Annotated in this window: 19 protein-coding genes and 1 pseudogene; 18 read left to right on the top strand and 2 right to left on the bottom strand. The window is 45.2% G+C overall.

The features are described 5' to 3' along the window. Positions 1 to 22 precede the first annotated feature (22 nt). On the bottom strand, positions 23 to 901 hold the full coding sequence (locus tag ACSQ8P_RS19180) for a LysR family transcriptional regulator (RefSeq protein ID WP_436236635.1): 879 nt from the start codon (positions 899 to 901) through the stop codon (positions 23 to 25). A gap of 90 nt (positions 902 to 991) precedes the next feature. On the opposite strand from ACSQ8P_RS19180, the gene ACSQ8P_RS19175 reads away from it, so the two are divergent. From ACSQ8P_RS19175 to ACSQ8P_RS19090, 18 genes and pseudogenes are all read left to right on the top strand, one after another. Beyond that, positions 992 to 1,294 (top strand): carboxylesterase family protein, encoded by a 303-nt coding sequence (locus ACSQ8P_RS19175; protein ID WP_436236634.1) that lies wholly within the window; start codon positions 992 to 994, stop codon positions 1,292 to 1,294. Then, positions 1,176 to 2,444 (top strand): carboxylesterase/lipase family protein, encoded by a 1,269-nt coding sequence (locus ACSQ8P_RS19170; RefSeq protein WP_436236633.1) that lies wholly within the window; start codon positions 1,176 to 1,178, stop codon positions 2,442 to 2,444. The genes ACSQ8P_RS19175 and ACSQ8P_RS19170 overlap by 119 nt, the downstream gene beginning before the upstream one ends. A gap of 21 nt (positions 2,445 to 2,465) precedes the next feature. Continuing rightward, positions 2,466 to 4,118: a malonate decarboxylase subunit alpha gene (gene mdcA, locus ACSQ8P_RS19165; RefSeq protein ID WP_436236632.1), complete on the top strand. Its 1,653-nt coding sequence runs from the start codon at positions 2,466 to 2,468 to the stop codon at positions 4,116 to 4,118. Positions 4,119 to 4,126: 8 nt separating this feature from the next. After that, positions 4,127 to 4,954, top strand: a pseudogene (locus tag ACSQ8P_RS19160) (triphosphoribosyl-dephospho-CoA synthase); the annotation flags it as partial. Between the two features lie 42 nt (positions 4,955 to 4,996). Continuing rightward, complete coding sequence (locus ACSQ8P_RS19155; RefSeq protein WP_436239557.1) at positions 4,997 to 5,290, top strand: malonate decarboxylase subunit delta; 294 nt, start codon at positions 4,997 to 4,999, stop codon at positions 5,288 to 5,290. Continuing rightward, positions 5,287 to 7,002: a biotin-independent malonate decarboxylase subunit beta gene (locus ACSQ8P_RS19150; protein ID WP_436236631.1), complete on the top strand. Its 1,716-nt coding sequence runs from the start codon at positions 5,287 to 5,289 to the stop codon at positions 7,000 to 7,002. Before ACSQ8P_RS19155 ends, ACSQ8P_RS19150 begins: the two co-directional genes overlap by 4 nt. After that, positions 6,993 to 7,619: a malonate decarboxylase holo-ACP synthase gene (locus ACSQ8P_RS19145; protein WP_436236630.1), complete on the top strand. Its 627-nt coding sequence runs from the start codon at positions 6,993 to 6,995 to the stop codon at positions 7,617 to 7,619. The genes ACSQ8P_RS19150 and ACSQ8P_RS19145 overlap by 10 nt, the downstream gene beginning before the upstream one ends. 14 nt (positions 7,620 to 7,633) lie before the next feature. After that, entirely contained in the window at positions 7,634 to 8,572 is a 939-nt protein-coding gene (locus ACSQ8P_RS19140; RefSeq protein ID WP_436236629.1) for an ACP S-malonyltransferase, read from the top strand. A gap of 249 nt (positions 8,573 to 8,821) precedes the next feature. Continuing rightward, the gene (locus ACSQ8P_RS19135) at positions 8,822 to 9,745 is read left to right on the top strand and encodes an ArsR/SmtB family transcription factor (protein ID WP_436236628.1); all 924 of its coding nucleotides are present in this window, start codon (positions 8,822 to 8,824) and stop codon (positions 9,743 to 9,745) included. A gap of 289 nt (positions 9,746 to 10,034) precedes the next feature. Beyond that, positions 10,035 to 11,423 carry an ABC transporter substrate-binding protein gene (locus ACSQ8P_RS19130; RefSeq protein ID WP_436236627.1) on the top strand — a complete coding sequence of 463 codons (1,389 nt, stop codon included), beginning with the start codon at positions 10,035 to 10,037 and terminating at the stop codon, positions 11,421 to 11,423. Positions 11,424 to 11,503: 80 nt separating this feature from the next. Then, entirely contained in the window at positions 11,504 to 12,403 is a 900-nt protein-coding gene (locus ACSQ8P_RS19125) for a carbohydrate ABC transporter permease (RefSeq protein ID WP_436236626.1), read from the top strand. An 18-nt stretch (positions 12,404 to 12,421) separates the two neighbouring features. After that, entirely contained in the window at positions 12,422 to 13,258 is an 837-nt protein-coding gene (locus tag ACSQ8P_RS19120) for a carbohydrate ABC transporter permease (RefSeq protein ID WP_436236625.1), read from the top strand. Positions 13,259 to 13,362: 104 nt separating this feature from the next. Beyond that, positions 13,363 to 15,729, top strand: a complete 2,367-nt coding sequence (locus tag ACSQ8P_RS19115) for a family 43 glycosylhydrolase (protein ID WP_436236624.1) — start codon at positions 13,363 to 13,365, stop codon at positions 15,727 to 15,729. 98 nt (positions 15,730 to 15,827) lie between these two features. Next, the gene (locus ACSQ8P_RS19110) at positions 15,828 to 17,900 is read left to right on the top strand and encodes a sialidase family protein (protein ID WP_436239679.1); all 2,073 of its coding nucleotides are present in this window, start codon (positions 15,828 to 15,830) and stop codon (positions 17,898 to 17,900) included. Between the two features lie 85 nt (positions 17,901 to 17,985). Beyond that, positions 17,986 to 19,746: a glycoside hydrolase family 2 protein gene (locus ACSQ8P_RS19105; protein ID WP_436236623.1), complete on the top strand. Its 1,761-nt coding sequence runs from the start codon at positions 17,986 to 17,988 to the stop codon at positions 19,744 to 19,746. 22 nt (positions 19,747 to 19,768) lie between these two features. Beyond that, positions 19,769 to 20,620, top strand: a complete 852-nt coding sequence (locus ACSQ8P_RS19100; RefSeq protein ID WP_436236622.1) for an aldo/keto reductase — start codon at positions 19,769 to 19,771, stop codon at positions 20,618 to 20,620. Positions 20,621 to 20,682: 62 nt separating this feature from the next. After that, positions 20,683 to 21,645: a glycoside hydrolase family 43 protein gene (locus tag ACSQ8P_RS19095; RefSeq protein WP_436236621.1), complete on the top strand. Its 963-nt coding sequence runs from the start codon at positions 20,683 to 20,685 to the stop codon at positions 21,643 to 21,645. Further along, complete coding sequence (locus ACSQ8P_RS19090) at positions 21,642 to 21,764, top strand: hypothetical protein (protein ID WP_436236620.1); 123 nt, start codon at positions 21,642 to 21,644, stop codon at positions 21,762 to 21,764. Before ACSQ8P_RS19095 ends, ACSQ8P_RS19090 begins: the two co-directional genes overlap by 4 nt. Before the next feature lie 51 nt (positions 21,765 to 21,815). Here ACSQ8P_RS19090 and ACSQ8P_RS19085 read toward each other — a convergent pair whose 3' ends face one another. Further along, positions 21,816 to 25,067, bottom strand: coding sequence for a hypothetical protein (locus ACSQ8P_RS19085; protein WP_436236619.1), 3,252 nt, complete (start codon positions 25,065 to 25,067; stop codon positions 21,816 to 21,818). Between the last annotated feature and the right edge of the window lie 308 nt (positions 25,068 to 25,375).

Genomic DNA, 25,375 nt, shown 5'->3' with positions numbered 1-25,375 from the left:
TTTTATTCTTGATCCACAACTTTTAGGGAGAATGAGGTAATCTTGAGAAATAATCTATCGTGAATTGATGAAATGCTTGGGCTGCAATGGAAAGATAGCTATCCTTCATCCAGTGCAGCTCGATTATACGCGTACATTCAGGATGTTTAACATGAAGCAAAACAACGGAGGTGTCAGTAGCGCCTTTCCAAGTGATGGCAGGAACGAACGCTATTCCTTGACCTGCCCGAATCAATCCGCGCACCGTTGCAGGATCGTCGCTTTCAAATATAATTCGTGGCTTGAATCCGGCTAGTGCACACAAGGCATCCGTTGTCTCACGCAAACTGCTTCCTTGTTTCAAAGTGATAAATCCATCTTCCGCAAAACTGGAGAGGTGGACACTTTTTTGGGAAGCAAGAGGATGTGTCTTAGGTACAGCGAGAAAAATTTCTTCCTTGAGCAGCGCTTTTTTTTCAGTTCCGCTTGGTCCAACTAGGGATGAAGTGATACAAAAATCGAATTTCATCTGAGTAGGATTTCTGGCATGCTGCAAGAGATGAAAAGTAACCTCTGGATGGCGGTCACGAAACTCTTTCAACAAATCAGGCATCAATTGGGAGGCTACGTCAAAACTTATGTTCAGTGTCCCATCCATTCGTCCACTGACATCCGCCAGTTCTTTCCGTCCATCCTCCAAAGCTCCCAGAGCAATTTCCACGTATTTCAAAAAAACAGTCCCATGGTCGTTTAACTTGATGTGTTTTCCTTCCCGGTTAAACAGCTTTACACCTAGGTCTTTTTCCAAGGTAACGATCATTTTACTTAGAGCCGGTTGTGAAATATGCAGTTCAGCAGCTGATCTGGTGATATTCTCTGTTCGCGCTGTATGTCTAAAATATTTTAGCTGAGATAACTCCATAGTCCTCCTGTATATATTCATTTAGTTATATAAGATATATAAATTTATACATTTTACACTATATATGATTCGGTAATAGAATGAAATAGAATGAATTATAAGTCTACGTTGAAGAAGGGACGGATCCAATTGGTAGTTTCAATTAGCGATGGACAACTTGAAGGTATTCAAGAGAATGGATTACATATATTCAAAGGCATTCCATATGCTTGCCCGCCTGTCAAGGAACTAAGATTTAAGGCTCCGGAACCAGTAAAAACCATGGGAAGGTATTTTGGATGCGTCGAAGTTTGGCAAAATAGCTCCACAAGTTATACTGCCTGTATTCCCAATCATGGAAGAACAGTCAGAAGATTGCTTGTATTTGAACATATGGACGCCTGCCTGCGATGATCGAAAGCGTCCTGTTGTCGTTTGGATCCATGGCGGAGCCTTTGTTATGGGGGCAGGATCACAACATGACAGCTCGGTATTCGCTGAGAATGGAATCGTTAGTGTAACCATCAATTATAGAATGGGTGCCTTAGGTTTTTTGGAATTAGGTGATGTGTTGGGCGAGGCATACAGAGGTTCTGGTAATTGCGGATTGTTGGACATCGTCGCAGCTTTACGCTGGGTTCAAAAACATATTTCGAGCTTTGGGGGAGATCCTACTCGAGTTACTGTTATGGGGCACTCAGCTGGAGCGAAATTGGCTTCCTCACTACTCTGCGTTCCAGATGCAAAGGGATTATTCCAAAGGGCCATTATTCAGAGCGGAGGCGTTCAATCGATACGAGATTTTAATACGGCATCTGAAATTACCGGTCAATTTCTTAAAGCTTTGAATATCTCCAAAGAACAAGGGGACATTCTCTTGGAGCTGCCGGTTTCCGAGCTGTTAGAGGCACAATCGATTTTCTATGGAGGAATGACTGGACTTCATAAGTTTGGACCTGTGATTGACGGCAAAACGATTGTACGACCTCCGTTAGAATCGATTCAAATGGGTGAAGCGAATTTAGTACCTATTTTAATCGGTTCCAATAGGGAAGAGGCTCTAGTTCAGGTTCAATTGGAAGGTTTAAGCATTTTTGAGAAACCTAAAATTCAAGCTTTATTCGGGAAAAATAGTGAGGAGGTTCTACAAGCATATGAAGTTTCCTGTACTCGAGCGACGAGGGAACAAGCTGCAATTGAAACATTAACCAACTACCTATATGGATACGCAGTTGTTCAACTTGCAGAGGCTCTTGCAGTGAACGATGTTCCTGTTTGGCTGTACCGATTTGATTGGAACAAGGGACCGATGGGTGCGGTCCATGGGGCGGAAATGCCATTGATCTGGAAACTTCCAACGAGACCGCAAGATAGCGAAGGGTTAGTTGATCGCATGCATCAAGCATGGGTTTCATTCATGAACTTCGCTAGTCCGGAAGTGGACGATGTGCATTGGCGTAAGTTTGATCTTATGGAGCGTAAGTCAATGGTTTTTGATGAGGAGTGCCAGATTATTTCTAGTCAGCCTATAAAAGACGTTCCTTCGCAGGTTTTCGTCCTGTAATACGCTATGGAGGTTATGAATGTGGTGGAACAATTACAAGAAGCGCGCAAATGGACGAAGAGGCGAGATGAAAAAAATCGCCGTATGAGCTTGGTGAAATCTTGGTTACGAGGTCCCATTCTTCCGACGGATCATATCGTGGATGCCATGGAAGCATTGATATCTTCGGGTGATAAGGTAACCCTAGAAGGTAACAACCAAAAGCAAGCCACATTCCTTTCTGGAGCACTCTCTAAACTGGATACCCATAAAGTCAACAACCTGCATATGCTTATCAGCAGCATCTCTCGACCTGAACATCTTGACATTTTCGAAAAAGGGATTGCGCGTAAATTGGATTTTGCCTATGCAGGACCCCAAAGCTTACGAATTGCACAAATGATCGAAGACGGCTTGATTGAAGTGGGTGCCATACATACCTATCTCGAATTGTACGCCCGGATGTTTATTGATTTAATTCCTAACATCGCCTTGGTTGCTGCAGATAAAGCGGATCTTGCTGGTAATCTATATACCGGACCGAATACGGAAGAGACACCGACACTTGTTGAAGCGACAGCTTTTTCCAATGGGATCGTCATCGTACAGGTGAATGAAATCGTAGATGAGTTACCCCGAGTGGACATTCCGGCGTCTTGGGTAGATGTCATCGTTGTAGCGGATAAGCCTTATCAGCTAGAAGCTTTGTTTACGCGAGATCCGCGACAAATTACGGAGATGCAGATCCTTATGGCTATGATGGCCATACGAGGCGTTTATGAGCGGCATCAAGTGATGTCGTTAAATCATGGGATCGGATTTAATACCGCAGCTATCGAGTTATTGCTGCCTACTTATGGTGCAAGCCTTGGCCTTCGCGGAAAAATTTGCAAGCATTGGGCTCTGAATCCGCATCCTACACTTATCCCAGCTATTGAGAGCGGTTGGGTGGAGAGTATTCACTGTTTTGGTGGAGAGGTGGGGATGGAAGCGTACATTGCGGCAAGACCGGATATCTTCTTCACAGGGAAAGACGGAAGTCTCCGTTCGAATCGCGCTTATTGTCAAATGGCTGGGATGTACGGTGTCGATCTGTTTATCGGGTCAACGCTCCAGATGGATGAGGAAGGCAACTCGTCGACAGTTACATCAGGCAGACTAGCGGGATTCGGCGGAGCACCAAATATGGGCAGCGATCCTCATGGGCGCAGGCATTCGTCCCCAGCCTGGCTGGATATGGTTTCTAATGAGGGGACGATCGTCCGTGGGAAAAAACTGGTTGTCCAAATGGTTGAAACATTTCAAAAAGGAGACCAGCCGACATTTGTCGAGTCCTTGGATGCCGTCGCAGTTGGGCAGGATGCCAATTTGCCGATAGCTCCGGTTATGATTTATGGCGATGACGTGACTCACGTGATTACGGAGGAAGGGATCGCCTATTTATACAAAGCTCAAAATCTGGAAGAACGCAAGCTAGCTTTGGCTGCTATCGCTGGGGTTACACCTCTAGGCCGTAATCATAACCTTTCCCTTAACGAACAATTAAGGAAAGATGGTTTGATCGCCTTTCCGGAAGATTTGGGAATTCGCCGGACAGACGCCAAGCGCTCCTTGCTTGCGGCCAAAAGTGTTGAAGAACTTGTGGAATGGTCAGATGGACTTTATAAACCTCCCGGTAAATTTCGCAGTTGGTAGGTGAAGCTATGATATGGAGGAATGCCGAACAATGCGGGCAATGCTTGGGAGACCTGGCAGTGGCAGCACTAATTGACGAAGTGGAGTTGACTCCTAAGCCCGGATTGGTGGATTTACAGTCCTCCGGCAGCCATAAGGATATGAACGTCGCACTTATGATTGCTTCGGCTAGGTCCTTGTACGATAGCTTTGAGGCAATGGGTTATGCAGCTTATGGCGGAGAGCCGAATCAAGAACTGCGGGAGACCCTTGCATGCATTGGACGTGACGGGGAACAGAACATGCTGCATACTACTGGAGGCATTAATACGCACCGCGGCGCCATTTGGGCATTAGGTTTACTTATCGCGGGGGCTGCCATTTGCGGAAATGGAGATGCTCCGGAGCAAATCGCAGAAGCTGCGGGGACGTTAGCTCGATTTCCTGATCGCCACGCATTAGTACCAACCTCCAACGGCACAAAGGCTATGCAAACCTATGGAGTTAAAGGTGCTCGTGGAGAAGCAATGGATGGCTTTCCGCACGTAGTGAAGGTCGGACTCCCCGTGCTGCGAGACTCTCGCAGGCGCAAGATATCTGAAAAACATGCACGGTTAAACGCATTGCTTGCCATCATGGCCAACCTAGATGATACCTGTTTGATTCATCGTGGCGGCATGGAAACGTTATTTGTTGTACAGCAGGCCGCTCAAAAAGTTCTTGATTTCGGGGGGGCATCTTCCGTCGCCGGATGGGAGGCGTTGCAGCGATTGGACCAAGACCTCGTAATGAGACATGTATCACCTGGGGGAAGTGCGGATTTACTGGCAGCAACGCTGTTTGTGGATCGTTTGTCGAACATATCGTTACCTCACAAGGAAACGGGGGAGGCGTTTACTATGGAAAAGCTTACACTTCACTATGATGCGAATAAGTCTATTTCCCGACGTGCTCATGTAGGTGTAGCCGGCTCGGGTGATTTGGAAATATTAATCGAACCTCTAACAGAACAGACCGCACAGGTTCATATCCGCACGCAGTCTGATGGATTTGAGGATACGTGGAAAGCCATTATGGACCGATTCTTTCTGAAACATCATTTGGCTGCTCGTATTGAAATTAACGATTTTGGAGCCACACCCGGAGTTGTTTCCTTGCGATTAGCCCAAGCCATTGAGGTGTTGGAGTTATGACGATTCCTATTAGGGAAAGAAACAGTTTTATCGAGCTGAATGCGAGAGAACGTGCCCAATCCGTTATCGATCAAGGAACATTCAGGGAACTTCTAGGTCCATTCGAAAAGATGGCATCCCCCCATCTGGAGGCTCAAGGCATCGTTCCGCAGAGCGATGATGGCGTTATCATAGGAAGAGGGACGATAGAGGGGCATTCCGCCGTTGTTGTCTCCATCGAGGGTGCTTTTCTGGGTGGAGGCATCGGCGAAGTCTCGGGTGCCAAAATCGCAGGAGCTTTGGAACTGGCGATTCAAGATAATTTGAACGGAATACCCACTCGTGCCGTATTACTGCTCGAAACAGGAGGAGTCAGGCTGCAAGAAGGGAACTACGGTCTCCTTGCAATCGCGGAAATGCACACGGCTATCGTAGCTTTGCGTCGTTACCAGCCAGTTGTCTGTGTGATCGCTGGAATGATCGGTTGCTTCGGCGGTATGTCCATTACGGCAGGCCTATGCAGTACGGTTATGATGACACGGCAAGGTCGACTTCAATTGAATGGCCCAGAAGTGATCGAACAAGAAGCCGGGATCTTAGAGTGGGATTCGAGAGATAGACCTTTGATTTGGCAAACCGTCGGCGGTGAGCAGCGCTATGAAACAGGAATGGCGGATTTCCTTATTGAGGATGATGTTGAGGACATCTTTCTGTCCATACGCAGCGTCTATCGGAGCGGTATCCATGACAATCTCCGAAGTGCACAAGTAGAATCGTTTCTTGCAAGACTAGCCTTGATCGATACCGAGCAAACCATTCAACCAAAATCGCTTCGGACGTTGTGGGCTAAATCCTTTCTCCATACCGACGATAGTGACATTCAAACATTTAAGGCGCTTTGGCAGCAACCGAATCTAGAAACCACAATTAGCAGGGGAAGAACTTGGTTTCAAGCATTAACGGGAAATCAGGAACCGCTGCAAAACGGAGTTCCAACTGTGCTTTGTGCAGACGCGATCATTGGGGACGAGCGGGTGCGATACATTGCGGTTGTTCCGAATAGGAACAACCGTTTCCATCGCGCCCGCAGCGGGGAAGTCGGACTGGATGAAGGATGGACGATTGCACACTATGTTCGGCAGGCCATGGAAGAAGATAAGGATGGACAGCGCAGGGCGATTGTAGCGATCGTCGACGTTCCGAGTCAAGCATACGGGTATCGCGAGGAAATGCTTGGGATTTATTTAGCTTGTGCAGCAGCGGCGGATGCTTATGCGAGTGCACGACTCGCAGGGCACACAGTGATTGCTTTTATAGTTGGGAATGCGATATCCGGTGCATTTCTGGCCCATGGACTGCAAGCCAACCGATTGATTGCGCTGAATGATCCGGGAGTCTCGGTACAGGTCATGTCCAAGAAGTCGGCTGCAAGAATTACTCGACGGAGCATAGAAGAGCTAGAAGCAACCTCGCAAAAGTTCCCAGCTGCAGCATACGATATCGAATCTTTTGCGACTTTGGGGGCATTGCATAGTTTGACAAGCGGCATTAACGCTGATCAGCCAACTTCAACGGATATTGTGAAAGTCAAACAGCATCTTCTGATGGATGCCATCTCGGCTTCGCGTACATCTTCACCGGACCTGAGCAGCCGCCTTCTTTCCGGAGAGGCGAAAATAAATCGAGCCGCTTCTATTGCAGTTCGTTTCAAGCTGGCGGAACAATGGATATAAGGGTACATGATTTGCTGAGGATCCCATCGGTAGGCTCCCTAATCGTCGATACCCCGATTCCGGATTGGGTTTGTGACTCTTTAGCCCACGCCAGCTGGGTGGTAGTCCGCCGCGATACTGCCAAATATGGCAGGGTACCTGTTGGTATTCGCGGGAATTCACGCAGTCAGCGTTTTCCCGCTTTTTTGCCGAAGCATGCCATCATAGAGAAGGTTGAGCCAGAGGACTTGATCGAGCAGCGGTTATGGAAAACAAGTACGCGGCGATCTCAGATTGAAGCCTTCAATTTCCTGGATAAATTGATTGAGATTTATTCCGCATATAGCTTATCGTGGGGACCAACTGGCAGTGTCGGATTTGAACTGGCCAGCGGGGTACCTACAGCACACGTAGGAAGTGATCTGGATGTGGTTATTCGTACTCCGCGACGTTTGGGGCAAAGCGTTGCCCATGAATTAATCAAACTTCATAATTCATTTCCTGTCCGAATCGATGTTCAGCTTGAAACGCCATTAGGAGCTGTTTCATTAGTGGAATATGCGAGAGGAACTGGTTCCATGCTTTTGAGAACGGACATAGGACCTCGTTTGGTCAAGGATCCTTGGGTCATCGTATAGGGAGGTCAAAGAAGATGAGCGTGGCTTTTTTGTTTCCAGGTCAAGGCTCGCAGTTTCCAGGTATGCTGCATCAATTGCCTTCTCATCCTGTGATCGAGACAACCCTTGATGAAGCGAGTTCGTTCATGAACAAAGAAGCGCTTTCGATAGATACTTCTGAAGCGTTATCCTCTACGGTTTCTGTACAGTTGGCACTTCTCTACTCGGGAGTTGCCATTGGTCGTGCGCTCATACATGAAGGTGCAAAGCCAGACTTTGTAGCAGGGCATTCGGTTGGAACCTTCACAGCGGCAGTGATTTCGGAAGTCCTGTCATTTAGAGATGCATGTGAGCTAGTGAAATTGCGTGCTGAATGGATGGAGAATTCGTTTCGTTTCGGTTACGGAATGGGGATCATTGCAGGTATCCGAGAGCAGAAATTGCGTTCCATGGTTGAAAAAGCCTTCAAGTGCGGTCAAGAGGTATTCATTGCTAACCTCAACGGCCCTCAACAAATTACGATAGCTGGTAAGCTGGAGCATATCCAAAGCCTGTTTGTGGAAGCTCGAAGGAACGGAGCGCGGAAAGCTGAATTTCTCCATGTCTCGGTTCCGTCACACTGTAAACTCCTCAATCAGGTTTCACATGATTTGGAGCTGGCAATGAGGAAAATGATTTTCAAAGAGCCCTGTTTTCCCTATGTAGCTAATACGAACGCGCGTTTATTGCGAACAGCGGATGCGATTCGAAAAGATCTTGCTTGCGGTGTGGCGAATCCGGTCCAATGGCACCAAGCTACAACTCTTTTGAGTGAGCTTGGTGTTCGTTTGTTTGTCGAAATGCTGCCTGGTCAAGTACTTACCAATCTTGCTCGTCAAGTGCTGCCTTCCGTTCAATCCATAGCAATAGGGGAAACGAGGTTTGATTCGGTTGTCTACTTAATAAAACGGGAGCATAAATGGAACGAAACATGAATAAGGGTGCGTTTTCGCAATAGTGTATCTGCGTTCCTTAAAACTAGCCTTACGAGAAATCGTAGGGCTTTTTAATTTAGCTTCAATAGCATTGTTGAATGCAGGGTGAGTTTAATACATAAAGAGTGTTTTATTACTCAAAAAATAATTTGTTATATAATAAGTGGACAAGAGATGAGATTATTCGTTAATATATTGTAATAAACGTTACAAGTTCGAGAATTTAGTTTGTTAATGGGGGGATTATGTATGTTGGAATTATCAATTAATGAACCAAATCAATTAGTCGCTGTTGCTCATGCACTTTCTTCTCACACCAGAATTAATATTATCAAACTCCTCTTACAACATCATAATCTGAATATCATTGAAATTGCCGAGATGCTTAAAATTCCAGTTTCGACTACTGCGATTAATGTCAAGGTATTGGAGGAATCAGGGCTTATCTTAACGGAATTACAGCCCGCATCTCGAGGGGCAATGAAGGTTTGCAGCCGTAACTTTGATGACGTGCACATGTGTTTGAACCCAATTGCCATGTATAAAAATCCTAACAATTTGTATGAAATCGAGATGCCTATCGGTCATTTTATAAACTTCGAAGTATCTCCGACTTGCGGTATGGCCAATCTAAACGGCATGGTCATTCCGGAGGATGATCCGATTAGCTTTTATCACCCTGAGAGTAAAACAGCTGAAATCATATGGTTGCGGCAGGGATGGATCGAATACCGGTTTCCTAAAGTGATTCCACAACATGCAACGATTACATCCATCGAGTTTTCGTTGGAAATTTGTTCGGAAGCGCCTAACTATAACAATGAGTGGCCTTCAGACATTACAGTATGGGTCAATGGCATAGAGATAGGAACCTGGACTTCACCAGGCGATTTCGGCGACCATAGAGGCAAACATAACCCTTCGTGGTGGAACGACAGCAGTACACAATACGGTATTCTGAAAACATGGAGAGTGGATGAAAAGCGGAGTTCTGTCGATAATGAAAAAACGTCCTCTATCTCGCTTGCGGATCTTCATCTTGAGAAATATCCTTTCATTGGATTCAAAATTGGTGTTAAACCTGATGCTTTGCACCATGGAGGAATCAACTTATTTGGTCGCGGCTTCGGCGATTATGCTCAAGCAATTGTGATGAAAATTCAATATGTATAAAAATATAGAATAGGAAATACCATAAAGCCCGACTGTTACGCATTATATGTAACGGTTGGGCTTTATCAGTAAATTACGTTAAAACAAACATAATAATTGAATGAAAGCGTTGACAATTACGTAAAAATTAAGTATTGTATGAATATAAACATTTTATTTGTAATAAAACGAATTAAATGTTTTTTTGAAAATAAGAAAGGAAGGAAATATTGTTTGTGTAACCGCTTCACAATTCTTGCTTATTAATTTTATGCCTTATTAAACCAAATTCATAATTGGGGGAGTTTAAATGAACGTATTGAAAAGTAAAATGGCTAAGCTTTCTGTGCCTATAATGCTAAGTTTCGCCATGGTTGTAACGGGATGCTCAAAAAGCACAACGGAATCGACAGACAAATCTACCACTCAACCTTCTGCCCAGGCAACACCTGCACCAGCAACAGCCAAACCAGCAGAAAATTCCGAGATTTCCTTTATGGGATGGGGTGGCGATTCAGAAAAGGCTGTATTTCAAAAACTAACTGACTCCTATATGCAGAAGTATCCAACAAAGAAAGTGAAATATACCGTCGTACCACCTGCTGAGTATTATCAAAAATTGGATACCTTGATTGCTTCGGGCAAAGCGCCGGATGTTTTCTATGCAGGTGAAGCTCAGTTCCAAAAACTTGCAGGCAGTGGAAGTTTGCTGAAAATGGATGATTTAATCAAAACATCATCAACTTTTGATGAAAAGAATGTTTGGAAGCAGGGATTAGACCGCTATCGTTATGATGGTAAAGTTATTGGAAAAGGAAATCTCTACGGATTGCCTAAAGATGTAGGTCCATGGGCATTCGCTTATAACAAAGAGCTGTTTGATAAAGCGGGCGTCAAATATCCAAGCGCAAAAGCTGGCGAATGGACTTGGAATGATATGATTGATGCTGCCAAAAAAATCACAACACAAGGCGCTAATGGGAAGACAGATGTATTCGGGGTTGCTGGTTATTCATTGGAATCAGCCGTATGGGCGAATGGCGGGGACTATATTGATTACACTACAGGAACCATCAAAATTGACGAACCTGCTTTCACAGAAGCCTTACAATTCGTAGCAGATTTAAAATTGAAATATAAAGTTAGTCCTTCGCCAACAGATGAGAAAGCGCAAGGTGGTTATGCCCGCTTTGTTGCAGGCAAAATTGGTATGTTCCCAATGGGGCCGTGGGATCAGCCTGGTTTCTGGAAGCTGCCTTTTGGATGGGATATTGCCGCATGGCCTGCAAGCCCGAAAACAGGAAAAACAGCAACATGGTTAGGTTCTTTAGGATTCGTCATTTCCAACAAAACCAAATATCCTGAAGATGCCTTTAACTTTGCTTCGTATTTGAGTTTGGATCCTAACTCACAGAAAGAAAACTACCAATTGGGTCAAGCGGTTCCGAATCTGATTGATATGGCAAAAGGCGAATTCTTAAAATATGATAAAGCACCTGCAAATCGCCAAGTATTCCTGGACATCATACAAGATTATGGCCATCCGACGATTGCTGTAGGATCCGTTGATACGAAATGGCTCGACACTTTTAACCAAGAGATAAGCCGTGTATGGGAAGGGAAACAAACGGCTGAAGTCTGGGCTAAAGAAATGAAACCTAAGCTTCAAGAGCTCTACGATAAAGGAAACAAGAAATAATAAATAAGGATATGGAAGGGCGAAAATAGAGGCCGAAGGCTTCCGGTTTCGTCCTTCGTCCTAAAACAGGTGGGATCAGTATGATAAGGGCACACAAAATAACAGGTTTTAGACGCCGTGAAATAATATGGTCGTACTTATTTATATCCATTCCCGTTCTTGGGTTTCTCATTTTCGGGCTTGCGCCAATCGTGTCATCGCTTGTATTAAGCTTTATGGATTGGGACATGATCTCTCCCGCGAAATGGAATGGTGTTGATAACTATAAAGAAATGGTATTGGACGAAAAGTTCTATAAATCATTATATAACACTTTATATTTACTTATTGGTATACCAATTGGTATGTTCTTTTCCCTCCTTGTTGCTATTCTAATGAATCGAAAGCTAAAAGGAATTTCTTTCCTGAGAACCATTTACTATATTCCGGTCATCTCACCTATCATTGCTGTTTCCTTGTTATGGCAATGGATCTTGAATAATGATTATGGGCTAATCAATGATTGGATTTATCAAATCTTCGGAATCCAGGGACCCAACTGGTTAGGTGATCCGCATTGGGTTAAGCCTTCTTTCATTCTTATGGGGTTATGGGGAGGCATTGGCGGAACCATGGTGCTATATTTGGCGGGGCTGCAGGGGATCGCTTCCGATTATTACGAAGCGGCAACCGTTGATGGTGCGAACCGTTGGCATCTTTTTCGCCATATTACGTTTCCGTTACTTTCCCCCATTCACTTTTTTGTTATTGTCATGGGAATTATCGGTACTTTTCAATCGTTTAGCCAAATGTACATTATGGCGACAGATGGCGGACCGGAATACAGCGGGGCAACGATCGTCTTCTATATTTTTAATGAGGCTTTCAAGTATTTCAACATGGGGTATGCCAGTGCTGTCGCATGGGTATTAGGTATCATCATCTTTATCATCACACTAATTCAATTTAAATTATCCAAACGTTGGGTCTATAACGACTAGAGAAAGGAAGGTTGCGCGATGAATAGAAATGAGCGGTCTACGAATGTAATGGCCTACGTTATTTTGCTTCTAGGTTCTTTTGTTATGCTGGCTCCATTTGTATGGACGGTCTCGACAGCATTTAAAACGCAAGAGCATGTTTTCGATCTCCCGCCGAAATGGATACCGGACCCATTTACATGGAATAACTTTGTGGATGTTTGGAATAAAGCCCCGCTGTTAACCGGATTTATGAATAGCGCCATTATTGTGGTATGTGTTTTGGGTGTGGGATTGTTTGTTTCCGCAATGGCTGCTTATGCATTTTCCAAATTTGATTTTCCCTTTAAAGAGACTATTTTTCTTTGTTTGCTAGCCACGATGATGATTCCATACTCTGTGGTGATGATTCCTCAATTTATCGGTTTTTCTTACCTGAATTGGGTGGATACGCTGCTTCCACTCATAGTGCCCGGCTTATTCGGTCATATTGTCACGATCTTTTTCTTCAAACAATTTATGCAAGGAGGCATTCCATCGGATTTAATTGATGCAGCGAAAATCGACGGTGCGAGCTATTTCCGAACGTTTGCTTCTGTGGCGTTACCCATTGTTAAACCAGCGATTGCAGCACAAGCGGCACTTGGATTCATGGGGATATGGAACGATTTTCTTGGGCCTGTGATCTATTTGCATTCGACGGAAAAACAAACGATTCAAGTTATTATTGCAAGTTTGCAAGCTAACTATATCTCGCAAGCCAACTATCCTAATATGATGGCAGCTTCATTGATCGCTTTAGTACCGGTTGTTCTCGTGTTCTTTTTCTGCCAACGGTACTTTATTGAATCCTTAAGCATCAGTGGATTAAAATGACCAAACGTAGGATACGAACGAAAAGAATGTTTATGGGGCTAGTTGTATTATTCCTATTAGCCATAGTGATTACAATTTCATTTAGCGGGAAAGGAAGAGGTCCTATGTTGAATTCCACGCTTGGGGAATCGTATCAGAATTCATTGGCGCTTGAGCAGGAATGGCCTGATTATGGGATAGGCGATCCCTATGTTATGCGATATAACGGACTCTATTATTTGTATTGCAGTACGAAGGATTTTCGTGTGGGTATTAAAGCTTGGAGCTCGAGCGATTTAATTCATTGGAAATATGAAGGGCTAGCTACGGAAGAGCCACTAACCGAAGGGGCTTACGCACCGGAAGTCGTTTACTGGAACGGGTATTTCTATATGTATACCTCTCCTGCCGGCAAAGGCCATTATGTGCTTCGCAGCGAGAGCCCTACTGGACCGTTCACGATTCAAACTGAAAATCTGGGCTTATCCATTGATGGCTCTGTATTTATTGATGATGACGGCAAATGGTATTTTACGCATGCGAGCGGTAAAGGTATTATTGGACACGAAATGCCGGATCCTTACACGATGACTGAAGAGAAGACGCTTAACGCTTATTTGGGCCATTGGACAGAAGGCTCAATGATCATTAAACGCGACGGCAAATACTTCATGACTTATACAGGAAATCACGTGTTCAGTAAAGGATATCGGATTAATTACGCTGTGGCGACAGACTCGCCAATCGGAACCTATAAAGTGCCGGAAAATAACCCGATCGTCATCAGTACGAAACAAGATTTTAATGGGCTTGGCCATAGTTCCAGTGTGTTAGGTCCAAACCTCGATTCTTATTATATTTTTTATCATAATTTAATTGGCCATTCGAAGGAAGGGCCTCCGGTTCGTATGCTAAATATGGACCGAATCGTTTTTAACGGTGAGAAAATGGTAGTTCTTGGCGATGGTACTCATTTTCCTCAACCGGTTCCACGAATGCCGGATTTTTATGATGGCGTAAATAAACCGTTGGATCAGAAGCTTTGGGATGTTCGTGACAATGTAAACGAAACGAAATGGTTGAGCAGTAAAGCTGCCGATAAGAATCGGTTTACAGCAGAATTTAATTTTCGCATGAACTTGGAGAATACACGGGTGGAGGAGGCTTCGTTCGAGACCATCTTTTCCTATACGGATGACAATAATTATTACTCTGTTGTTATTGATCCCGCATTGCGAAGTATAGCCCTGTTCGAAATGAAGGACGGGAATAGGAAGCAGCTTGCAACTTCTCAGCTTCTCCAAGCGATGGACTTTACTAAGCTGCATACCATTCGAGTTGAGAGTAATGCGCGAGGTACTAACATCTATTTCGATCAAATGAACAAGCTGATTCTTACAGATGTCCTTGCGAAACCTGGGAAAATCGGGTATGCATATCGCAACATCAAGCCGACGTTGGAATACACAGCTTTTTCTAACGAAGCTGATGGCAGCAGTGACTATGAGACAGCCAAACCGGTTCCCGGAAGTATTGAGGCGGTCCATTATTTAGGAGAAAAAGATCAAGGATTTCATGTCGGGCATCCCGTTAAAGGGTCTGTTATACGTGAAGAAGACGGTGTTCCGATCCAAACGAGTGAAGATGGCAGTAATGACGTTACGATGGCGGGAAAAGGAGACTGGCTCGCATATAGAATTAATGTGGAGTCAGACGGAACCTACGGTTTTGATGCCATGATGAAGGAAGACGGGAACGAAAATGTGGTGGAACTGCAGGTTGATGGGAAACCTCAACGTTTCGAATTAGGCCATATGAGTCAGGCCGAAGGAAACCCGTGGGTTAAAAAGCACATAGGAAACATGCAGCTAACACAGGGTGAGCATATTTTGAAATTAAAGTTAGTCAAAGGCAAATTGAATTACCGTTATTTGGATATATACAGAATCTCAGAACAGCCGGATGAAAAGCTCTCAAATATGTTTAATCAAATATTGCCTGAAGATATGTATGGCAAATGGATGAAGCAAGAAGACGGGTATGCCGTACAGACAGAAGGCTCGGATGCCAAAATGTATGCGGGCAGTGATGAATGGACGGACTATAGGGTGGAAGTTGATTTGAAATCCACTGCGGATTCTATTGAAGAAGCAGGTCTCTTGTTTCGTGTCACGAACGAATCTGAATTTCCTGACCAAGTAAGGGATTCGTTCATGGGCTATCAACTGACCTTCCGCAACGGACGTATGATTCTGAAGAAAATGAATTATGACCAGAATGAAGTTGCTTCAGCTCAGGTCAGTTTTGCCACTGGATCAACTGTACACATCGCTGTTGACGTAAGTGGAGCAACAATGAAGGTATATGTAAATGATTCGAAGCAACCTGTCTTGGAATGGACGGATGCGAATGCATGGATGCACGGGAAAATCGGTATTCGTTCAGCGTCGCCATCGTGGCTCTTTACCAATTTATCATTAGTAAGGAGGTGATTTCATAGTTCAATTACTTTAAATTACCTCTAGATTCGACACAAGCACGCAATGAATAATGCTTCGATTAACATTTTTTCAAAGGAGGAAATGTAAAGATGAATGCTAAAAGTCGTTTGCGCTTGGGTAAATTAATGATGGTTTTGATGATGGTGGCTTCGCTTATTATTCCTTTCAATATGGCTCAAGCAGCAACGAGCGGGATGGCTTGGCCAACGTCAAACACGACAGTTTACACTACCGGTACAGGTGGAGTCTGGTATCCGAGGATGCTTCAAGTTAGCAGCAGCAACATGTTGGCTTCCTTTGATTCAAATGCGGACGGAGGTTTTACGAAAGTTAAGGTAGCGAAAAGCACGGATGGTGGGCTTACATGGGGGACACCTATTACAGCCGCCTCTGATGCGAATGGGGATGTCGGCAACGGTCAGATGCTCCTATTAACCAATGGAGACATTTGGTTGGCTTATCGCCTGGTCATTCATTCTGGCAGCACGTATACCACTTATTTGAAAGTTCGAAAGAGCAGCGATGGAGGCAGCACCTGGTCGGATCTGGCAAACGGTCAAATAGCGACCGAATCGGAAAACTCTTTCACTGGGGTATGGGAGCCATTCCTCGGTTATGTGGGAAGCACGATTTGCGTCATGTATGCGGACGATAGCTCAGCCATTGTCGGTACCTCGGGGAAGCAGAAATTATTGATGAAAACCTGGAACGGAAGCGGTTGGAACAGCGCGACAGTTGTCAGCGACGGGGTAGCTAATAGCTCCAGAGATGGCATGCCGGTTTTTACAAAAATGGCAGACGGCAGGTACATTGTGGTATTCGAAGCGACGGACGTTAGCGGGCATCCATTTGGAATCAAATATAAAATTTCCACGGATGGCTTAGATTGGTCAGGCACACGGCAAACCATGTTTATTCCAACGAATGCAGGGAAAAAAGCCGGAGCGCCGTTTGTCGTTAAACTAGGCGATGGCAGATTAATGGCCAGCTTTCAAACGGATGATTCCAGCGCCAATACGGGAGACAGTTATTCTTCGATGCGAACGATGATCAGCTCCGATAACGGCGCGACTTGGGGTTATTTATATAATGTATTCCCTGTATCGGACACGAAGTTTTCCAACTGGAATTCATTAATGGCTGTTGATACAACTCGCGTTATGGCAGTCACATCCGCCAACTTTCCTAGCACAGGCATTTACTTGCGGACAGGAAATGCAGGTACTCCCTCGAACGTGAATCTTGCCGATAATTGGGGGTTTGAAACAGCGAATGTTAACGGATGGGCACCTTCGGGGGCAGATTATCCAAACCGGATTCACATTCATGGAGTAAATGACGGTATTGCACGTGCACCGGGGGGCGGAAACTACTTCATCGGTCTTGCTGGAACCAGTTCACCAGGTACTGCTTATATCGGCCAAACAATCACAGGTCTGGATAGAGGTACCTATACCATGAGAGCGTATGTAAGGAGCAGTGGTGGTCAAACCAGTAACTACATGGAAGTGAAAGACTATGGCGGATCTACGCTGCAAACTAATTTTCCCGTGACAGGAACTTGGACTCAGATAACCATCTCCGGTATTAATGTAACAAATGCACAGGCGACTATCGGTTTTTATGCTGCGAATACAAGCGACAGCCAGTGGGCGGATATTGATAACGTTGAATTTGTCAAAACAGCTTCGACCACGCCGCTAAATGTCAATCTCACGAATAACTGGGGCTATGAAACGGCAAATGTGAACGGATGGACGACGTATGGGTCCGATTACCCGGATCGGATTCACATTCATGGTATTAACGATGGCATTGCGCGTGCACCAGGTGGAGGGAATTACTTCATCGGTCTTGCAGGCATTAGTTCACCGGGTACAGCTTATGTCGGTCAAACCATAACGGGTCTTCAGAACGGAACCTATACCATGCGAGCTTATCTAAGGAGCAGCGGAGGCCAAAACAGCACTTATATGGAAGTGAAAGACTATGGCGGGACTACGATGCAAAGCAATTTCCCGGTTACTTCGACTTGGACGCAAGTGACGATTTCCGGTATTAGCGTCACCAGCGGTAAGGCGGCCATCGGATTCTTCGCTTCAAACAGCAGCGGCAGCCAATGGGCAGATATCGATAATGTTGAATTTTTCCGAACCAATTAACTAATGCATTTCCCGCGCACAAGATGGTTTGTGCGCGGGTCAACTTAAATAAACAATCATCAGAAGTAGGAGTGATCATCACAAGATGTCAACAAAAATGTATATAAAGGACTATCCAAGACCTCAGTTTGTACGAGAATCATGGCATAGTTTAAACGGTGAGTGGGATTTTCGTTTTGATGACGAAAACATAGGAGAGAATGAAAAGTGGTACGAGGAGTTTGAGGGGGACCTCAAGATCATGGTTCCGTTCACTTATGAAACGAAGGCCAGCGGTATTGGTGAAGAGGCATTTCACCCTCAAATATGGTATCACCGATTGCTCGAAGTTCCGAAGGAACAAGTAAGCAAAAGGGTCATCCTGCATTTTCAAGCGGTGGACTATATAGCCAAATTGTGGGTGAACGGAACGTGTGTAGGTCAACATCAAGGTGGATACGCAGCGTTTTCTTTTGAAATTACGCCCTATATTCAATTTGGTCAGTCAAACAGCATCGTCATGAAGGTGGAGGACAGCCAGAGCTGCACGCAACCACGCGGTAAGCAGCGTTGGGTGAATGACAATTTCGAATGCTTTTATGTTCAAACAACAGGAATTTGGCAAAGTGTATGGTTGGAATATGTGGCGGAATCTTATATCAAATCCGTGAAAATGACACCTGATCTAGACCGTCAATCGGTACGCTTCGAATACCAAACGCATGGTGATTTAAAACAGGGGCAGCTTCGCTTAGAGACTCGAATTAGTTTTAAGGGGAAGATCCTCAAACAAACCGCTTTGATCGTGGATCGGCCTTGGCTGCAATTGGAGGTAGATTTGCTGCATGAAGCAAATGGTCCATGGAAGGTAAGCAGATGGTCTCCGCAAAGTCCGAACTTATACGATGTGGAATTTGTTTTATTTCAAGATGACGTGGTGATCGACCACGTGTATTCTTACTTCGGCATGAGGAAGATTTCCATAGAAAAAGGAAAAGTTCTCCTCAATAATACGCCTATTTATCAGCGGTTAATATTGGACCAAGGGTACTGGTCCGACAGTCATTTGACGCCGCCTTCGGAGCAAGCATTAATAGAGGATATCGATGCTATTCTCGCCATGGGATACAACGGGGTGAGGAAGCACATGAAAATTGAAGATGCGCGGTTTCTATATTGGTGCGATGTCAAAGGGCTTTTGGTATGGTCTGAGATGGCAGCCACCTTTGAATTTAATGATGAGGCCGTTGAGACTTTCACCAAGGAATGGATCGAGATTGTAAGGCAGCAGTATAATCATCCGAGCATCATCACGTGGGTGCCTTTTAATGAGTCTTGGGGCATTATGCAAATTTTGACTGACCGTAAGCAGCAGAAGTTCACTGAGGGTATCTATCATTTGACCAAATCGATGGACCCGAATCGTCCTGTCATTACAAATGACGGATGGGAACATACCGTCTCAGACATTTTGACTTTACATGATTATGTGGAAAACGGTTCGGAATTTCTCCAGCGTTATGCGGATAAATCCCCTATCGTAAACAATGAATGGGCGTTCAACAATGGGAAATATGCCCTAGCTCAAGGATACACGTATCGTGGACAGCCCATCATCATTAGTGAATTTGGAGGGATCGCTTTCCAAACCGATAAAGGCTGGGGGTACGGCAATCAGGTCGTAACGGAAGAGGCCTTTGTTGAGCGGTTCCGGGGCATTACCCAAGCGATTAAGGATATCGACTACATTTGTGGGTATTGCTATACGCAGGTGACTGATGTCCAGCAGGAAATGAACGGACTTCTCACTGAAGACCGGAGGCCGAAGATTCCACTAGAGCTTATCAAAGAAATTAACCTCGCATAAAAGTTAGGAAGCGGTGTTGAGAATGGAATATAGAAGACTTGGACGTACGAATTTAAACGTTTCTTGTGTTGGTTTCGGTGGCGCACCGATGGGTCTGGATAACTATTTGGAACCTTATGAAGCTCAGAAAAGCCGTGACGTGGTTATCGATTCGCTTCATACAGCTTTGGACAAGGGACTTAATTATATGGATACGGCACAGGGATATGGAAATGGGTTAGGCGAAAGTATAATCGGAGCTGTGTTGAAAGAACGTCGCCATGAGGCATATATTGCTACAAAGGTTCCCTCAAATCTTGGGTATGACGATGTGATTCGATCCGTCGATGCCAGTTTGAAGAATCTCCAGACCGATTACATCGATGTCATGCAATTCCATGGAGGGTATTTAACGGAAGAGGATTATAACCGAATTGTGAATGACGGACCTCTGGATGCACTAAAAGTATGTCAGAAACAAGGTAAAATACGTTTCATCGGAATCACGAACGAAGTTCCTGATCACGTATTGCTTTGGTCCATTCGATCTGGATTTTTTGATGTCATTCAAGTTCGGTATAATCTCTTTTATCAGGGTGCTGCAGATCCAATCATTCTGGAAGCCGCTAAGCATGACGTTGGAGTCGTCGTCATGAGGCCACTGACGAGTCAATCTCTTTATCGCTTTATGAAGCGCGTTGCGCCAGAGTCACTTGAGACGATCAATTCCCATCAGATCGCCTTAGATTTTGTTCTCTCTAATCCCGATGTTTCCGTTGCCATTTGCGGTATGCGGACCATTAGTGAAGTATTGGATAATGTCAGTACTGTGGATAAAAAAGAATGGCGTTGGGATTTTAAGCTGGATCGTGGCCAAGGCGGAGTCCAATTTTGAACCAAGGGATATTCGGCTTTTTGGTCGGTTACATAAATGCATGAAGTGGAAGGAGTCGTTATATGAGCACGATGAAGATGAAAACATTTCAAAACCCAATATTAGATATTGGTCCCGATCCTTGGATATATCGGCATACGGACGGTCATTATTATTTTATGGTGACGCGAGGCGACCGGTTGGATTTATGGAAATCCGAATCGATGAGCGGAATTGCGAACGGCGCAATGAAGACCGTCTGGACTCCTCCGGCGGAAGGGCTGGACAGCAGGAAACTGTGGGCGCCGGAAATCCATCATCTTGGAGGCAAATGGTACATTTATTTCACAGACAACGACGGAGGCGGAGACGATGCCCGCAAAATCTATGTGCTGGAAAATGAGCATGCCGATCCTCTCGAAGGAACATGGCGGATGAAGGGGGCCGTGAATACGGCCTTGCCCGGATTGGACGGAACGGTGCTGGAGCACAACGGGAAGCTCTTTTTCATGTACGCGGGCTACGGCCATTTTCCGAAATACGGCTCGGCGGTCTACGCCGCCGAAATGGAAAACCCTTGGACGATCAAGGGGGAGGAATCGCTGCTCACTAAGCCGGAATACGATTGGGAGCATCAAGGCGGAATGGCGATCAATGAGGGGCCTTGCTTCCTTAAGCGATTCGGCAAAGTGTTCCTGATTTATTCCGCAAGCACATGCTGGTCTGATGACTACGCACTAGGGATGCTGACAGCGAAGGAAGACAGCGATCTGCTGAATCCGGCTTCATGGACCAAGAGCGAAAAACCCGTTTTCTGTAAATCGGTTGAAAACTCCGTCTTCGGCCCCGGCCATAACAGCTTTACCGTATCCCCTGACGGAACGGAAGACTGGATCGTCTATCATGCCATACCTGTATCTGAGGGCGGCAGTAAACGAAGAAGCGCCAGAATGCAGAAATTCGGTTGGACGGCAGACGGGAACCCGGACTTCGGCGCTCCGATACCGGCTGAGGTCGAATTTGACGTGCCTTCCGGCGAAAAGTGAAAATCGATCCAGCAGATAATGATAGATTAATACAGAACGAATGGAGGCTGCCGGAACAAACGGCAGCCTCCATTACGTTAATGGGCAGTATTCCTAATATGAAGAAATATGAGGTTTGAGAAAGGAAAAACCGCCTCTCATCAAACGACGGATGTGCTAGTAATATCCTCTTAATTAACTACGGGATCAATATTGACCGAACTGGGGAATAAGAATGAGACAGTAGCATCCTCTGGAAACGTGGATGTAAGAATGCCATAGTTCTTAACTAATACTATAACTGTCGAGAATATGGAAGGTGACACGTTGCTAATAAGAGTCGTATTGATGAACCGAAGTACGTTCGGCGGTGCTGGACTATCAATTATAACCGTTGATGAGGAACCAAAGGTTCGAAATAAACCTTTAAACGTATAGTCCGCAGAGTTACCATTAGGCAGGTTGTGAATATGAATAGTTTCCACTTCAAACGACTCTACCTCATCTGCATATAATTGAACTCTGCCTGTGCTGGAGGTACGCAACCCATTGTTCGAAGAGCGAATGTAATCGATATCTCCTATAAAACTGGCTTCATTAGCAAGAAGAATACCAAATCCGGTGATAAGTCCCGTCCCATTTTCAATCCTGCTACCCTTTACCTGCAAAGTACCGGTGGACATAGTAATGGCTGCTGTATCCGTTAGCGTTACACCGCTCGCAACAGTAAGGACATCGAAAAAAAAGTTTGAAGATGCTGTAGAATTATATTGAAGACAAGTACCAGCCACTCTCATTTCGTTGATATGCGCCTCTAGAAAAGCCGTGTCGGAAACAATAATTCCTGTATAATCCGTACCTCCCTGGATTAAATCGCCGACGATTCGAGCTGCAACATTTCCGCCCAGCGCAATGATAATTTGTTCTGAGCTGGGCTGAACCACTGCGATCTCGACAAATGTGAGCGTTACACTGCCTGAGCTCGCATCCAATGCCCGTGTGCCCATCTGAATTCTGTTAATGTTACCGTTAAAGGTTCCTCCGGAAACCACAATACCTGTAGAGGAGGGTGCAAAGGTGTTGAATATAAGCTCTCCTTCTATTTCAAGATTTCCATTAATGACTCGTATCATTTGCGATGAAAAGGAGGCTTCCATCCGATTGAATCGAACGGTGGCGTTGCCTGTTTCTTGAAGAATTAAGCTAGTTCCCGCAAACATAGGATCTGGGTTCACTGTGCTGGATATTGAATCTACGTAACAACGCAGATTGGGGTTGCCGCCGCCGGACGATAGATGGATGCAGCTTCCAAATGCAGAGATCACATTAACATTCGCATCGATTTGACCATCGACTAAAAGTAAGGCCGTCTTTAAGCCGCTGCCGCTATCGTGGGTGGCGATGCGATCTCCAATCATATTCAAATTTCCGACGCTCTCCATAGTAATAAGTCCGTTAACAGAGCCGGTAATTTCTTGGAAATTGAGAAATAAGTTGCCATTATTGGCCACGCGTACAGCCGGAAATGTCTGTCCATTGGTCGACATCTGCATAACAGTCAACTTGTGAAAGCCTCCAGTTACTTGAATACACCCAGATTCGCTGGAAATTAGATCCACATTCAATCTCATTTGACCGCCTTGAAGATCGATGGCTGGGCTCATTGTCTGGAAGGAATTCATAGTTTTGGTATGGATAACTGCTTCTCCATTTTGCATTAATATACAAGCATCTTGACTAAATATTCTATCGAAATCACCGGTGAATTGAGAATTTCCGCCAAGAACGAGTGCTGGAGCCCCTTGATTAATCACGACCAAAATAAAACTATTCAAAGTAACCGAACCGCCTTGGATAGATACCCCTTGAGAACCGCCTACCAATGCGATGGAATAGCTGATCAAGCTTCCGGCAAATACAGGAGTGACATCTATAATGAGTCCGGAAATGTTCTGAATGATTCGGGTTCGCATTGTGATAACCGACAATTGGTTCGGAGCACTGTTGTTCACCAAGACAGCCCTGCCACCACTAGTGATCATCATGGCTTCAAGATTCACGCTAATCGGATCTGTTCCCGTAAGCATGATGAGGTCATCTGTACCGCTGGTATCATTCGTAATTTCAAAAGCTTTCATAAACAGCGTACCGCTCGAAATCACAAGCGCGGAGCCTCCGATGAAGCCGTTCGTGATACTCTCCTGGACGTTGATGGTGTAATTGCCTCCTCCGGTGAGATTGATCGTGTTGCCGACCGTATCAATCATGGATTCACAATCAAAGTGGATCGTGCTGACACCTGTGCTTTGGAGAATGGAACTACCCACAACTGTTGCTGCATTGGTTAAAAACAGACCCTCACCAAGTACATCAAAGTCAATCGCGGTTCCTAGATCGTCAAAAAGATTTGCAACTGCTGTGACGATGGCTCCCTTTTCAAATACCCAACTGATCCCGTCTTTAGCCAAATTCGTCTCCGTATAGGATCCGGGACGTACTATGATTGTTGTACCCGAAGGAGCGGCAGCCACAGCCGCAGCTGCCGTTTGCCAAGGTTTTGTCATGTCATCAAGCATGGCCGTTGCGTTGTTACCATATCGAGAATCGACAAATGCCGTCTGATTCACAAGTAACTGAGAAGGACCTGTTGCACCTGTTGCACCTGTTGCACCTGTTGCACCTGTTGCACCTGTTGCACCTGTTGCACCTGTTGCACCTGTTGCACCTGTTGCACCTGTTGCACCTGTTGCACCTGTTGCTCCTGTTGCTCCTGTTGCTCCTATTTCTCCTGTTGCACCTGTTGCTCCTGTTGCTCCTATTTCTCCTGTCGCACCTGTCGCACCTGTCGCACCTGTCGCACCTGTCGCACCTGTCGCACCTGTCGCACCTGTCGCACCTGTCGCACCTGTCGCACCTGTCGCACCTGTCGCACCTGTCGCACCTGTCGCACCTGTTGAACCTGTAGCACCTGTAGCACCTGTAGCACCTGTCGCACCTGTCGCACCTGCCGCACCTGTCGCACCTGTATCACCAGTAGCACCTGTAGCACCTGTAGCACCTGTAGCGCCTGTAGCGCCTGTAGCGCCTGTAGCGCCTGTAGCGCCTGTCGCACCTGTAGCGCCTGTAGCACCTGTAGCACCTGTAGCGCCTGTCGCACCTGTCGGACCTGTTCGCCCCCGTGTACAATGATGTTGATCGTCATCAACATCAAATTCAATTTTTATCTTATCTCCGTTGTAAAACTTTATTTTCACTTCCACAACACATTTCCAATCAATACTTTCTAGAAAGAGCTCGAGTTCATCCTTTCTTTCATCCTCATCTTCGTCTTTATCGAAAGAAAGCTCAAATTTATCCCCATATAAATAGTTAATTTCAATCTCTTTGATTATTTTGATACCAATGGACTTAATGGCTTTAGTAACTATTTTAAAACTCCCCATAAAAAGTGGTACCTCCTTTTGAACCTCTATTATATTAATATATGACTATAAAAAGATGTCTGATTGGACGAAGCCAATAGACTTTCCGACACTATCATGTAAGCTACCTGGTAGTTTCTTGTAGTTGTAGCTGAACTAACGATAAACAAAGAGGAGCTTGCTTCGCGCCAGCTCCTCTTTGTTTATTATAGTAACGTGCAGCATTCCTATTATCTAGAAATATGAGGTTTGTAGAACAAAAAGACTCCTTGGTATGATGTTAAAAGGATCCCAGTTGCTGGCCAACGACAGATCCAATAACAATATCA

The organism is Paenibacillus sp. LjRoot153 (assembly GCF_964253085.1).
Lineage (GTDB): Bacteria > Bacillota > Bacilli > Paenibacillales > NBRC-103111 > Paenibacillus_E.
This window is presented reverse-complemented; position numbering and strand designations above follow the sequence as displayed.